Source organism: Virgibacillus sp. SK37, assembly GCF_000725285.1.
Classification (GTDB): Bacteria; Bacillota; Bacilli; order Bacillales; family Amphibacillaceae; genus Virgibacillus_Q.
This window is the reverse complement of sequence record NZ_CP007161.1, coordinates 2,450,385-2,465,227: the sequence shown is the minus strand read 5'-3', so window position 1 is coordinate 2,465,227 and position 14,843 is coordinate 2,450,385. Positions and strand designations below refer to the sequence as shown.

The window sequence follows — 14,843 nt, the reverse complement described above, 5'->3', positions numbered from 1 at the left end:
GGAATAATCTATCATTTTTATATTTTTTCATTAATTATTTTTCTTGAAATACTTTATAAGGACTGGTATAGCACCATTTTAAAGAAGTGTGTAAATAAATTGGGTATTTTTAACCTGAGTTAGAATTGGAAAATAAGTTACTTTTTAATCAATTTAGAATATTCAATATTTTAACGACAGTATTCGACAAATTCTCTGTTCATTTATGCTTATACTGGTTTTAACAACATAGATTTCGCAAACAGCAACCCTGCAACTGTGAACCTTAAAAAGTTTAGGAAAGGAGGATGAGGTGCTTGTAAATGGTTCCAGATTTCACCTAAAGAGGAATGGTGTCTTTTAACTAAAAGGAGGGAATGTATTGACTACGAAAAAGAAACGTCGAACGAAGCTGTTTAGTTTAACTGCAACGTTTATTATGGCGGTTTCCCTTATTACACCTGGAGTGAGTCATGCAGAATCAAAAGGTGAACTGTTTCAATCCGTGTACGGCGAAAAAAATGCTCCACAAGTAAAAATGAGTGATCGGCTTAAGACTGCCTTTAAAAAGGACGATAGGGTAACTTTTTTGGTGAAGTTTAAAGACAAAGCAGATACTCAAAAGGCGGCTGAGGCTGCAAAGAAGACAGCTGAGGAGAAAAAGCTTACTTCGACCAAGACGGAGCTGATGCAAAGGTCAGTTGTTGTGTCTGAATTAAAAGCCACTTCTATAGAATCTCAACAAGACGTAAAAGCTTATTTACAACAAGAAAAGAAAAATGGCAAGGTTGATAGCTTTAACTCCTACTACATTGTTAATGGGATGGCGGTAACTGCAACAAAAGAAGTCGCTGAAAAACTGTCTTCATTCGCAGAGGTTGAAAAGATCCTACCGAATGAAAAAAGAGAACTTTTTACCACAGTGACAAAAGATGCTAAAGCACCTAAATCTGAGATTGCAAATGTAGAATGGAATGTGGAAAGAGTTGGAGCCCCACAGGTCTGGGAAATGGGGATTGACGGAACAGGTACAGTGGTCGCAAGCATTGATACTGGCGTTCAGTGGGATCACCCTGCTTTAAAGGAAAAATATCGTGGTTACGATTCAGCTACTGGAGAAGTAACACATGATTATAATTGGTTCGATGCAACAGCAGGGCAAGGAGAAGCCTACGATGATCAAGGTCATGGAACACATGTAACAGGTACAATGGTTGGAAGTGAACCTGATGGCTCAAACCAAGTGGGGGTAGCACCAGGCGCTAAATGGATAGCAGTAAAAGCATTTACAGCGGACGGTGGAACAGATGTAGATTTGCTTGAGGCTGCTGAATGGATCCTTGCCCCGAAGGACGGAGAAGGAAATGCACGTGTTGATATGGCCCCGGATGTCGTTAATAACTCTTGGGGTGGCGGTCCGGGTTTGGATGAATGGTATAGAGATGTTGTTATAAATTGGCGAGCAGCTCAGATTTTCCCGGAGTTCTCTGCTGGTAACACGACATTATTCAATCCAGGAGGACCTGGTTCTGTTGCTGTACCTGCAAATTATCCTGAGTCCTTTGCAACTGGAGCAACTGATATAAATGACACAGTTGCAGAATTTTCTCTACGCGGTCCGTCACCATATGATGAAGTAAAACCCGATATTTCCGCTCCGGGAGTTAACATTCGTTCTTCTGTACCTGGAAGTGGATATGAAGGTGGCTGGAATGGAACTTCTATGTCTGGTCCAGCTGTTTCAGCGGTTGTAGCTTTAATGAAGCAGGCTGATTCCAGCTTATCTGTTGATGAATTGGAAGAAGTGCTGTTGAACACTGCTAACCCATTGACAGACGAAGAGTATCCTGACTCTCCCAACAATGGATATGGGTATGGACTAGTGAACGCATTTGATGCAGTATCTTCTTTAGTGTCAGGATTAGGAACAGTCGAAGGCCAGGTTACAAAAGAGGGTGAAGATAATGAAGCACCTACTTTTGTACATGAAAGCCCATCCGAGACTTATGCAGGAATGGATTTAGAGTTAGAAATTGAAGTTGCTGACAATATTAGTGTTTCATCTGTAGAGGTAAATTACCAAGATAGTAATGGAGAAGATCATGTAATAGAAGCTGGTCGTATCTCTGGGGACTATAAGCAAGGTAATTATGCTGTTACTATACCTGGCGAGCATATCGATGGAGAAGCAATCACTTATTCATGGAAAATCAATGATTTTGGTAACAATGAAGTGATTAGTGAATCCTTCGAAGTAACCGTCTTGCCTGGAATAACCGTTGGCTATACGCACGATTTTGAAAGCACACCGGTTGGCTGGACGTCATTTGGCGAAAATAACAGCTGGGAGTGGGGTGCACCAGAATCCGGTCCCGAAAGTGCCGCATCCGGGGAGAAGCTATATGCAACTAATTTAGCTGGGGCATATGATAGTGATGCAAATGCGACACTCGTTATGCCACCAATTGATTTACCAGAAGAAGGGAACACTTATTTACAATTTAAGCAATGGCATGAGTTGGAAATGTACGCTTCCGGACGAGCATACGATTTTGGCCATGTTTTTATATCAACAGATAAAAGTGAATGGACTCAATTGATGAGAGTACAAGGAGAGTCCAATGAATGGATAGATGGAGAAGTTGATTTGTCTGAATACCGTGGGCAACGAATTTATATAGGCTTCAATATAACTTCAGACGGAAGTGTTACAAGAGAAGGGTGGTATATTGATGATGTAGCATTGACTGACGAATCGAGCAGTCCGAGCAGTTCACTTGCACTAAATAAGGGGAAAGGAAATAGCAAAGATAAAGGCAAAGCTAAGAAACAATCTAAAGGTAACGTAGGGCTTGGTGTGATTAAGAGTAAGGAAAAAGCCTCCAAAAAAGAGAAGGTTGATCCGGCGAAAATAAAACCAATTCAACCACTAAAAGAAAAATCACCAATTGAAAGTGAAGAGATTAATCCATTGCTTTTACCAATTGGGGCAAAAGTAAGCGTGCTTGAAAGTGGACGTTCCGTAAATACGGATCCTAAAAATGGATACTATAACTTGCTGCACGCAGCAGGAGACTTCACCTTAAAAGCAGAATCTTATGGATTTGAATCGAAAGAGAAAAATGTAGAGATTGAAAATGACCAAACAAAACAAATTGACTTTACACTGGAAGAAATTGAACAATACGTTATAAATGGAAAAGTTACAGATGAAACAACAAACGAACCTGTAGATGGCGCGACCGTGATGATTGTAGAGGATGCAAATATTACTCCTGTGCAAACAGATGAAGATGGGAGCTATTCACTAACTGCTTATAAAGGTCAGTACACATTAAAAATACTTGCCAGCGGATACCATCCGAAAGAGGTGCAAGTCGACCTGCAAGAAGATATCACGAAAGATATCCAGTTGGAGCCATTTTACACGGTTCCTGGTGGAGAAATCGGTTACGATGATGGTACAGCAGAAAACGCCAGGGCATTTTATGATGCTAACAATGGCTGGGCAGTGAAGATGTCCTTACCAGAAGGGAAAGACACAGCAGTCGTGACAGAGGGAGTGTTTAAATTCTGGGACGAAGAGTTTCCTTCTCCTGGTGGTACTGCATTTGCAGTAGAAGTGTGGGATGCCTCAGGCGCAGACGGAAAGCCCGGTAAGAAAATAGCAGGACCAATTTCTGCAGAAGCTATTAGAGATAATAGTGAATGGACTGTCATTGATTTAAGGGAGCATAGTATAACCGTAAACGATGATTTCTATATGGTTTATATTCAAACACAGCCTAACACCGGTGCTCCGGGATTAGGTACTGATGAAAGTAGTCCAAATGCGGAAAGAAGTTATCAACTGGTAGGAGGCGCATGGTCTAAATCACCAGCAAATGAAGGAAACTACATGATAAGAGCAAGAGTAGCCTATGAAGCAGTTGATCCGGTAATTACTACTCCGGAAGAAGATGTTATCACCAACGAAAAAGAGATAACGATTAAAGGTACTGCTTCACCTACTACTACCGTGCAACTTTGGAACAATGGAGAAGAAGTAGGCGACGCCGAAGTTGGAGATGATGGGGAATTTGCCATTCCTACAGAATTAACGGAAGGAGTAAATGAATTCCAAGCTATATCCCTTTTGGAAGGAACGCCTGTTGGAGAGTCTTCCAAAGTGAAGGTAACGTTGGATACAAAAGCTCCTCAATTGACCATTGCTTCGCCGGTAAATGGTGAAAAAACAAACCGGGAAACAGTTACCGTAGAAGGAACCATAGATGACCCAAATCTTGCTACTGTTAAGGTTAATGGTCAAAAAGCTACTGTAGCTGACGGCAAGTATTCAAAGCGAATTATTCTAGAAAATGGAAAGAACACAATAAAAGTTGTGGCAAAGGATTTAGCCGGAAATAAGTCCAAAGATAAAGTAACTATTGATGTAAACTACACGAAGCCTGTGATTGAAAACCTCACACCAACGGAAGATAAACATATAAAAGCAGGACAGAGTGTGAAAATTGAATTTGACAGTGAGCCAGGGCGCAAGGCGACATTCTTTATTCATATGCCACTCACGAACGCAAGAAGTCAAATTTCTAATGCGACAGAGCTTCCAATGATGGAAATGGAAGATGGACATTATGTAGGATATTGGACAGCCCCTAGTAATTTAAAAGCTGAAGGTGGCGTGATTGAAGTCAAGATTACAGATACCTACGGCAATGAATCTCGTAAACAGGCAAAAGGAAAGCTATTCATAAACATGGATGAATAAGAACTAATTATAGAAGAGGTGCAGAACATGATTCTGCACCTTATTTTTGTTAAAATCTAATAAAATGGTATTCTATCAAGCAAAGATATTGCAAAATCTACATAACGATGTATAATGAAAGTGACAATAAAATAATCGATTCCATCTTCGGGGCAGGGTGAAATTCCCGACCGACGGTAAGGAGCCATGCTCTAAGTCCGTGACCTGCAAAGCTATTCTTGCTTTGTGGCTGATCTGGTGCAATTCCAGAACCGACAGTTACAGTCTGGATGGGAGAAGATGTCGAACCTGAACCAGGTGCACGTAGCGCCTTGTTTTTCCTATGTATTCAAAACCCTAAAGCCCCGATTAGGCAGGCTTTAGGGTTTATTTATGCAGGATAATGGGTGATCCTTCATCACGAGATAGGAATCGATTAAGATGGAGGAGGAGAAGATGATGGAAAATAAGAATTACTCATCATCACGTTTATTAAAGCTAATTATATTATCATTGCTTGGGACTATTTCACTTGTATTATTTTTCTTGAATTTCCCACTGCCTTTTTTGCCGAGTTATTTAAAGATTGACTTTAGTGATGTGCCAGCCTTAATGGCCTCACTCATTTTCTCACCAATAGCAGGAGTCATCGTAGTAGCAATTAAAAATATTTTATATTTGGCTATTTCTGGAGCAGGAGATCCAATTGGAGTTGCTGCTAATTTCCTCGCAGGAGCTATGTTTGTTATCCCTGTATCACTGCTTTATCATCGCTTTAAAGGTGTAAAAAGCGTTGTTTCAGGATTAGTAACAGGAACCTTGATTATGGCAGTTGGAATGAGTGTGTTAAATTATTTCATTATCCTTCCAGCATATGGGAAATTTATGGGATGGGACATGACGGAACAATTTAAATGGTTTTCCGTATATGCAGGCGTTCTGCCATTTAATATAATTAAAGGGATAATTGTTGGTTTATTATTTGTCCCATTATTTATTAAGATGAGAAGCTGGATTGAGCAAAAACAAATGAAAACCGCAGCATAAAAATAACAAAGCAGGTTGTCTATTTAGACAGCCTGCTTTGTTATTTTAAATCTATACGAAATTAAATAAACTTGCATGTTACGTAGACTAAGTTTAACCTAACAATTTCCAGCGTCAAAAGGATTCATTGAGTTCTAACTTAATTCACAGTATAGATATACTGCGACGTAACTTGATACTATCGAAGACCACCTATCGCCATTGATTTCCATTCCAGATGAACGCTTTCCGCCGGCATGGCTTCAGCCGCTTCCTCCGCTACGCTCCGTGCAGGGTCTTCAGCTCATGCTATTCCGGCAGGAGTCGTCATCTTCCATTCCAATCAATTGGTACACAGCACATTCTGGGTGTATGCATACGCTATTTTTCTTCCTAGGTATAATAGTAAATAGTAGCGAAGGAAAAATACGGAGACTCCTGGGGGAGATGAGGCATCGGTGAGACCACGGAATGCGTTAATTAGGTTGGAAGGCTAAAGTCGCGACGTCCTGGGGCTGCGCATACTCGCCCCACCAAACCCCATTGTCGCAACGCCTTCATGACCAACATCGTGTTGGCCCGAGGCTCATCAGCCGCCCCCGGAAAGCGCAGTATTTTTCCGTAGCGGTGTTATTTAGCTATTTTATATTAATTGGAAAATAAGTATTCACTACGTCGCAGTTTACTCCAACTACACAGTAAATTCAATTATACATCTTGTTTATCCAATATTTGAGTTAGAATCCCGTTCCAAGTAATCATTGGTTTTCTTCTTCAACCAAGTTACGGGCAGTTGGCATTATTTCAAGCCGTTCTATAGGAATAGGTTTTCCTGATTTTTCGCTGTATCCATAAGTTCCCTTCTCTATCCTTTCAAGTGCATCCTTGATTTCCACAAGCCTATCCTCACGCACCATATTTAAACCAGCATCTCTTTCTTGTTCAAATTGTTCAGTAGCCATATCTGCTGGATGATTGTCATAATCTGCTAGCTCATTAATTGCATCGTTTGGACTGTCACCTTCATTATCACTTATTTTTGATTCGTTTTCTTTTTTCATTTCAAGTAATCTCTCTTTAAAATAATTTAGCTTTTCTGTATCTAAATGTTTGCTCATAAATACGCTATCTCCCTTCCATTCTAGTATTTACTTAGAAATAATACCGATGGTACACCGTGAGATACATAGTAAGTTTTTCTCTTCATCCATTATTTTAATTTGCCATACCATTGTTGATTTACCGATATGCAGGGGACTAGCTTCAGCTGTCACCAAACCTGATTTCTTACTCTTTATATGATTTGCGTTAATTTCGATACCAAATATTTGGAACTTCTCTGTATCAACATGAGCAAACGCACCAATACTGGCAGCTGTTTCAGCAAGTGCAGCATTTGCACCACCATGTAAATAACCCGCTGGCTGGTGTGTTCTCTCATCTACGGGCATTGTCATTTTCACTAGATTTTTATCCAGGGAAATTAGCTCGATGCCCAGAGCATTCATCAAGGTATTTTTAAAATCCATGTTTTTTTCTCCTCTTTTACAAGAATTTACTAATGAATAAAGATATCCCCAACAATAATCCATAAATGGTATTTGTCTTTCCAGTAGCAGCCATGGCAGGCATCATTTCTATCGGTTTTGTTTTGCCTTTATACTGTTGAATTACACTCCATGCTTTGAAAATAGCAAGAAAGCTAATGATGGACCAGACAGGCAGAATACCCGTGATAATTAGGATTCCAGTTAAAATAAAAGCTATTGCAAATAAACAGGCAAGAAATAGAATTGCTTTCTTCCTGCCTAATAGAATAGCAATTGTTTTTCTGCCATTTTCCTTGTCTCCATCAAGATCACGGATGTTATTTGCTAGTAAGATAGTACCTATAAAAATGGCGATAGGTACGGATACCCAAATAACGGAGGAGTTCATTGTCAGTGTTTGAATGTAATAACTTATTCCGATAATAACTGTCCCCATAAAAAAACCTGCAAAGAGTTCCCCAAATGGGGTGTAGGCTATCGGCAAAGGTCCACCTGTATATAAATAGCCGAAAAGCATGCAGATTAAACCAATAACGGCGATCCACCAACTTGAATGAATACATATGTAAATACCTAAAAGAATGGCAATCCCGAAAAAAAGAAAAGCTATGTTTAATACTGTTTTAGGTTTAATACCATCTCTTACAATAGTTCCTCCGATACCGACTGAATGTTCCGTATCAAGTCCTCGTGCATGGTCATAATACTCATTAAACATATTTGTTGCCGATTGGATCAAAATAGAGGCCAGAAGCATTGCCATAAAGATGGTAAACCGGAAAGCTCCGTCTGTAAAAGCCAGCATAGAGCCAACAAATACCGGGATAAATGAAGCTGTTAATGTATGTGGCCTTAATAGTCGCCACCATATTTGAAAGCCGTCTTTCTCATTCATTGCGCTTTTAATATCTGTTTTTTGCATGTAGGTTCCTCCTGATTGGCTCAATATCATATCAATGATAGGCAAATTGACAAAGAGTGTCAATAATCGGGTTTGATTTCCTTGAGAAACATTGCGAAAGAGAATAAAATAAGATGTGGAAGTCTGCCATCGGAGGATAATGGAGGTTTATATACATGATAGAAATAATGGAAGAACAACTAGAAAAAATAATAGATGAAGCCATCCCTAATATAAATACGGCGGATGATTATCAGTTAATAAGTATAACGAAACAAGTAAATAAAATAAATCCACTTCATTTTTTTCATGCGGCGAGTTATACAAAAAGAGATCGGGTTTTTTGGTCAAGTACGCAGGATAACTTCTTTATAGTAGGTGTTGGAAATGCGGCACAACTAAGAGTAGAAGGGTTATCTTCCCGGAATGTTGAAAAGAAATGGAGAGAATTACTGAATAAGGCGATTATATATAATGACAGTAAGGTGGATGGGGCAGGAATTGTCGCATTAGGGGGAATGTCTTTTGATCCAAAAAAAGAAAGAACTCCACTATGGAAGAATTTCAGTGATAGCCAATTTACTGTTCCGGAATTTTTGCTGACTCAAAACAATGGAGCCAGCTATTATACTATAAACATTTTGGTGAGGAAGGGAGACCATGCTGAGGAAGTTGCAAACGAAATTAGAAGCATGGAGGAAATCCTTTTTTCTAAAACAGCACTTCCTGTAACGGATGTAACTATCATGAACAGGTATGAGGTTGCTCCCGAAAAATGGAAGGAAGCAGTTGAACTTGCGACTAGGGAAATCGGTAAAGGAAGTGCTAGTAAAATTGTGTTAGCTAGAGAGATCCGATTGAAATTGAACAAGTCTGTGAACATTGCTTCTGTATTGGAAAAACTGTTGCACACCCAACCAAACAGTTATATTTTCGCTTTTGAGAAAGGAGAGGACTGTTTTGTAGGAGCGACTCCAGAAAGGCTTGTAAAGCTTAATAAACGAGAATTGCTTTCTACATGTTTGGCAGGAACGGCTCCAAGAGGTAAAAATAAAAAAGAAGACAAAGAGATCAGCGAAAATTTGCTTCATGATGAAAAAAACAGGCAAGAGCATGAATTCGTAGTGCAAATGATTAAGCAAGCAATTTCACATTATTGTAAAGATATAAACATTCCGGAAAAACCAGTCATTTATCCATTGAAAAATCTGCAGCACCTTTATACTCCAGTTACTGCTACGTTGATGGGTCATCATAGCATTTTTGATATAATAGAACAACTCCATCCTACTCCTGCACTAGGAGGAACTCCAAGGGAAGAGTCGCTTGCGTTTATTAGGGAAAATGAATTGCTTGATCGAGGGTGGTATGGAGCTCCTGTTGGCTGGCTGGATAGCAATGGGAGTGGAGAGTTTGCTGTCGCTATTCGTTCAGGATTAATTCAAGATGATGAAGCCTCCTTGTTTGCCGGCTGTGGAGTAGTCAAAAATTCAGATCCAGAGAAGGAATATGAGGAAACAAATATTAAATTTTTACCGATGCTGTCTGTTTTAGGAGGATGAACATGGACCATATAGAAACATTGACACGGTACACGGCGAATTTTATCGATGAACTTAGCAAGAATGGGGTTACCGATGCGGTTATATCACCAGGCTCCCGATCAACCCCTCTTGCCTATATGTTGGCGGAACATAAGATGATTAAGGAATGGGTCATTCTGGATGAACGTTCAGCTGCTTTTTTTGCGTTGGGTTTGGCTAAGAAAACAAAGAGACCAGTAGTTATTGTCTGTACATCAGGAACAGCGGCAGCTAATTACTTTCCGGCCATCGTGGAGGCTTACTACAGTAGAGTCCCACTTATTGTGCTTACTGCCGACCGCCCACATGAATTGAGGGATGTAGGGGCTCCGCAGGCAATTGAGCAGATGAAGCTGTATGGTGATTATGTCAAATGGTTTCATGAAATGGCTTTACCGGAAGCGAGCCCCAAAATGCTTTATTACGCGAGGAGTAAGGCAGCCAGGGCAAGTCATATTGCTAACCAAGGGAATGCAGGCCCTGTTCATCTGAATTTTCCATTCCGAGAACCGTTATTGCCGAACCTATCCATCGATGATTTATGGGGGAATCAATATACGCAGTCAACTGCCCCTATGATGGAAGGAAGCAAGTTGATTGACGAGAGTCAGGTTAGCCAGCTGTTAAAAAAGTTACAGGGCAGAGAAAGAGGTATGATTGTCTGTGGACCGCAAACAGAAGAGCGTTTGGCTGAAGCGATAACCGAACTTGCTGCCGCATGGAAGATTCCTGTTCTTGCAGATCCTTTATCACAGATACGAGCAGGCACGCATAACAAAGATATGGTTATTGAAGGTTATGATGCTTTTCTTAGAAATGAAGAAATCCGTGAACAACTGAAGCCAGATTTCATCATTCGTTTTGGAGCCATGCCTGTTTCAAAGGCATATCTTTTTTATGTCCAGCAACACGCAGACACACTACAAATTGTAGTTGATAACAACATTGGATTTCGTGAACCGGCAGGAAATCAAACGGAATTCGTTTTTAGTGATCCTGTTCAGTTCTGTGAGATTCTTACTGACCGAGTAGATGGCTCACAAAAACATGAGTATTGGACGACTATGTGGTTGGATAAAAACCGTATTGTCAAAAAGCAATTAACAATAGGTATAGAAGCTAATATTACTGAAGGAGAAGCAGTAAGAGGCCTGTTAGACGTTATACCTAATGAAAGTGTTTTGTATATCGGCAATAGTATGGCGGTAAGAGATTTGGATACGTTTTTCATGACCACGTCCAAAAAAGTCTCGGTGCTCGCTAATCGGGGTGCAAATGGAATTGATGGAATGATTTCGAGTGCAGTTGGAGCAGCAGCTACAAACTCCCCAGTTACGTTAGTTTTAGGAGATTTATCCTTCTACCACGATATGAATGGCTTGTTGGCAGCAAAACACTATAATCTAAACCTTACTATTTTATTAATTAATAACAATGGAGGAGGAATCTTTTCTTTTCTCCCACAAGCAAGCGACAAAAAACATTTTGAGGCTTTATTTGGTACTCCCGTAGATATAGACTTTAAACAGGCAATCCTCATGTATGGTGGTAAATATATGCAACCAGCGACCGAAGAGGAACTAAAAAAAGCGCTTGATGAGAGTTACCAGCATCAGGGACTCTCTGTTGTAGAGACTCGTACATCACGTGAGGCTAATATGAAATGGCACCAGGAAAAGTGGGCCGCTATTCAACAAGAAATTCTTGAGTCAGAGGAATGATTCCATTTGTATTATACAATTAAAGAGGATAAATATTGGTATGAAAAGCACGGTAAAATCGGTCCTCAAGTGGTTTTATTACATGGTTTTACGGGTAGTTCAAAAACATGGGGAAATTTTATCACAGCATGGCAAGGTCAGTTTCAATTTATTACCATTGATTTGCCTGGACACGGAAACACGAAGGTATCAAATGTTAAGACGATGAAAGAGTGCTGTGATGATATAAAAGCTCTTATAAATCATTTGGGAATAAGCCAATTTCATTTGATAGGCTATTCCATGGGAGGCCGCACAGCTCTATCATTTGTTATGTACTACCCGGAACTAGTTCAATCACTAATCCTTGAATCCGCATCTCCAGGTCTTTCTTCCAACGTGGAAAGAAAGGAACGGATGAAAAAAGATGAACAATTAGCAGCAAAGCTAGTTAATGAAGGGATAGAATCATTTGTTGACTTCTGGGAAAATGTGCCCCTATTTAATTCTCAGAAAGAACTGCCATTAAATATTAAATCAGCTATTAGGGAGGAACGCCTGGCACAATCACCCAATGGATTAGCAAAATCACTTAAAGGTATGGGCACAGGGAGTCAGCCCTCTTGGTGGAAGGAATTAACTAACATAGAATTACCTACCCTTCTATTAGTTGGTGAATTGGATGAAAAGTTTGTTCAATTAAATAAAAAAATGGCTGAATGCTTGCCGCATGCGCATTTTGAGATGGTAAATAAAACTGGTCATGCACTTCACGTGGAACAACCAGAGATTTTTGGTAAAATAGTAACTGAGTTCATTTTAGACAAGCATGAGTTAGAATAATTTCTACATACTAAGGAGGATTACCTATGACTGTTACATGGGAAAAAGTAAAAAACTATAATGAAATTATTTATGAAAAACATGATGGAGTAGCAAAGGTAACGATTAACCGTCCAGAAAAGCGTAATGCTTTTACTCCGCTAACCGTTAATGAAATGATTGATGCATTTGCCGATGCAAGAGATGATTCTTCTATTGGTGTCATCATTCTTGCCGGTGAAGGTGAAAAGGCGTTTTGCTCAGGTGGAGATCAATCTGTACGTGGACACGGCGGATATGTAGGCGATGACCAAGTTCCTAGATTAAATGTTCTTGACTTACAACGTCTAATTCGTACTATTCCAAAGCCTGTAATTGCTATGGTTTCCGGCTATGCCATTGGCGGCGGACATGTTTTGCATGTTGTTTGTGATTTGACCATTGCAGCAGATAATGCGATCTTTGGGCAGACAGGTCCTAAAGTAGGGAGCTTTGATGCAGGATATGGTGCTGGATATTTGGCACGTATGGTTGGGCATAAACGTGCAAGGGAGATCTGGTATTTGTGCCGCCAATATAATGCAGAAGAAGCGTATGAAATGGGTATGGTAAATAAAGTTGTTCCACTCGATAAACTAGAAGAGGAAACACTTCAATGGTGTGAGGAAATATTAGAAAAGTCACCAACAGCTTTACGTTTCCTCAAAGCTTCATTTAACGCAGACACAGATGGCTTGGCAGGCCTGCAGCAAATGGGCGGAGATGCAACACTTTTATACTATACAACAGAAGAAGCAAAAGAGGGCAGAGATGCATTCAAGGAGAAAAGAAAACCGGATTTCAAACAGTTCCCTCGTTTTCCGTGATTTAATGAAATTAGAGAAAACCTTTGCTATAAAGCAAAGGTTTTTTCCATGGTAGAAATTATGAAATTTTGGCTTTACTCATTTCCGCCACGTCATACATAGTTATAGGCACTTTCGCTTTTCTAATTACAAAAAGAAAAAAGGAGGTTTTTTATATGGAAGAGTTCATCCCACATTGGTTAAACAAACAGGCAAGTCTTTCGCCTTCTCAAGTTGCCATTGAAGAGCTGGATGGTTCTACTCTAACCTTTTTGCAATTGCAGGAAGAAAGTAGTACATATGCCAGAAAGCTCGCGAGCTGGGGAGTAACAGATGGAAGCCATGTTGGAATACTATCCACGAATTGCACGGAGATGGTAATCGCTATTCATGCGTTAAGTTATTTAGGAGCAGTAGTCGTGCTATTGAATACACGACTTACAACAGCAGAGCTAAACTTTCAACTAACAGACGCAGAGGTAGCATTTCTTTTAGCAGAACAGGATAAAATGGAACAAGCAAAAGAATTGCAAGTAGACAACTACAGGACCTTTTCGGATTTAACATCATTATCAGAAAAAAACATAGCATTATTCAAAGAAATTAAGTTAAGCAAAGCTTTTACGATTATCTATACATCTGGAACTACCGGCCATCCCAAGGGTGTGGTACATACTTATGGCAACCATTGGTGGAGCGCTATTGGTTCTGCATTAAACCTTGGGATTAATCCAACTGATAAATGGTTGGCTGCACTGCCAATTTTCCATGTTAGTGGTTTGTCGATTCTTATTCGTAGTGTCGTATATGGAATGCCCATTTTTCTGTTAAATAAATTTGACGCTGTCGTTGTTCATGAAGCAATTATGAAAAAAAATGTAACAATGGTCTCTGTTGTAACCATTATGCTTCAAGAATTGTTAAACCTTTTACAGGAAGATACATATCCTGAGTCATTTCGCTGTATGCTTTTAGGTGGTGGACCAGCTCCTGAACCGTTATTGCAAAAAGCAAAGGAGCGACAAATCCCTGTTTTTCAATCTTTTGGAATGACAGAAACGGCTTCACAAATTGTAACATTAAGTGCAAAAGATGCATTACAAAAAGTTGGCTCAGCAGGAAAACCCTTATTACCTGCCCAATTAAAAATTAATAATCCTAACGAACAAAATATAGGTGAAATTTTTGTTAAAGGCCCTATGGTTACAAAAGGCTATTTTAAAAATAAATATGCCACTGAAAAGGCATTTGTAGATGGCTGGCTTGCTACAGGGGATCTGGGATATCTTGATAGTGAAGGTTTCTTGTATGTTGTGGACAGAAGAACGGATTTAATCATTTCAGGAGGAGAAAATATTTACCCTTCTGAACTTGAAAGCATACTCTCTGGTATGGAGCAAATAAGAGAAATTGCTGTTATAGGTAAGAAAGACGTTACATGGGGAGAGGTCCCGGTTGCATTTATCGTAACAGAAGACGAAATGCTAAGTGCTGAGGAAGTATTAGCTTATGCGCAAAATCACTTAGCTAAATATAAATGGCCCAGAGAAGTGATTTTTGTAAGAGATTTGCCAAGAAATGCTTCAAATAAAATTGTTCGAAAAGATCTTTATTCTTATTTACCAGAAAAACAAGAGTTAAATGACAATGATTCTCAAAGTCATTGACTTCTAAGATAAAAGCAAATAGA

The 14,843-nt window shown here is 39.6% G+C and carries 10 protein-coding genes and 1 riboswitch; of the genes, 7 read left to right on the top strand and 3 right to left on the bottom strand.

What is annotated here, in order from left to right; translation table 11 throughout:
- Positions 1–361: 361 nt before the first annotated feature.
- Positions 362–4,747: a S8 family peptidase gene (locus X953_RS12630; RefSeq protein WP_040955903.1), complete on the top strand. Its 4,386-nt coding sequence runs from the start codon at positions 362–364 to the stop codon at positions 4,745–4,747.
- Between the two features lie 139 nt (positions 4,748–4,886).
- Positions 4,887–5,032, top strand: a riboswitch (FMN riboswitch).
- A gap of 153 nt (positions 5,033–5,185) precedes the next feature.
- Positions 5,186–5,773, top strand: coding sequence for an ECF transporter S component (locus X953_RS12625; RefSeq protein ID WP_156958535.1), 588 nt, complete (start codon positions 5,186–5,188; stop codon positions 5,771–5,773).
- 737 nt (positions 5,774–6,510) lie between these two features.
- On the opposite strand, the gene X953_RS12620 is transcribed toward X953_RS12625, so the two are convergent.
- The 3 genes from X953_RS12620 to X953_RS12610 are packed head-to-tail and all read right to left on the bottom strand — an operon-like array spanning position 6,511 to position 8,224.
- Positions 6,511–6,870 carry a hypothetical protein gene (locus tag X953_RS12620; RefSeq protein ID WP_040955901.1) on the bottom strand — a complete coding sequence of 120 codons (360 nt, stop codon included), beginning with the start codon at positions 6,868–6,870 and terminating at the stop codon, positions 6,511–6,513.
- Between the two features lie 30 nt (positions 6,871–6,900).
- The gene (locus X953_RS12615; protein WP_040955900.1) at positions 6,901–7,281 is read right to left on the bottom strand and encodes a hotdog fold thioesterase; all 381 of its coding nucleotides are present in this window, start codon (positions 7,279–7,281) and stop codon (positions 6,901–6,903) included.
- A 16-nt stretch (positions 7,282–7,297) separates the two neighbouring features.
- Positions 7,298–8,224: a 1,4-dihydroxy-2-naphthoate polyprenyltransferase gene (locus X953_RS12610; RefSeq protein WP_040955899.1), complete on the bottom strand. Its 927-nt coding sequence runs from the start codon at positions 8,222–8,224 to the stop codon at positions 7,298–7,300.
- 155 nt (positions 8,225–8,379) lie between these two features.
- Here X953_RS12610 and X953_RS12605 point away from each other — a divergent pair, with 155 nt between their 5' ends.
- The 5 genes from X953_RS12605 (at position 8,380) to X953_RS12585 (ending at position 14,820) form a co-directional block, all read left to right on the top strand.
- Positions 8,380–9,765: an isochorismate synthase MenF gene (locus X953_RS12605; RefSeq protein ID WP_040955898.1), complete on the top strand. Its 1,386-nt coding sequence runs from the start codon at positions 8,380–8,382 to the stop codon at positions 9,763–9,765.
- A gap of 2 nt (positions 9,766–9,767) precedes the next feature.
- Positions 9,768–11,507: a 2-succinyl-5-enolpyruvyl-6-hydroxy-3-cyclohexene-1-carboxylic-acid synthase gene (gene menD, locus X953_RS12600; RefSeq protein ID WP_040955897.1), complete on the top strand. Its 1,740-nt coding sequence runs from the start codon at positions 9,768–9,770 to the stop codon at positions 11,505–11,507.
- 6 nt (positions 11,508–11,513) lie between these two features.
- Positions 11,514–12,329 (top strand): 2-succinyl-6-hydroxy-2,4-cyclohexadiene-1-carboxylate synthase, encoded by an 816-nt coding sequence (gene menH / locus X953_RS12595; protein WP_084715688.1) that lies wholly within the window; start codon positions 11,514–11,516, stop codon positions 12,327–12,329.
- A gap of 26 nt (positions 12,330–12,355) precedes the next feature.
- Entirely contained in the window at positions 12,356–13,174 is an 819-nt protein-coding gene (menB, locus tag X953_RS12590; protein WP_040955896.1) for a 1,4-dihydroxy-2-naphthoyl-CoA synthase, read from the top strand.
- A gap of 155 nt (positions 13,175–13,329) precedes the next feature.
- Positions 13,330–14,820 (top strand): o-succinylbenzoate--CoA ligase, encoded by a 1,491-nt coding sequence (locus tag X953_RS12585; RefSeq protein WP_040955895.1) that lies wholly within the window; start codon positions 13,330–13,332, stop codon positions 14,818–14,820.
- Positions 14,821–14,843 lie beyond the last annotated feature (23 nt).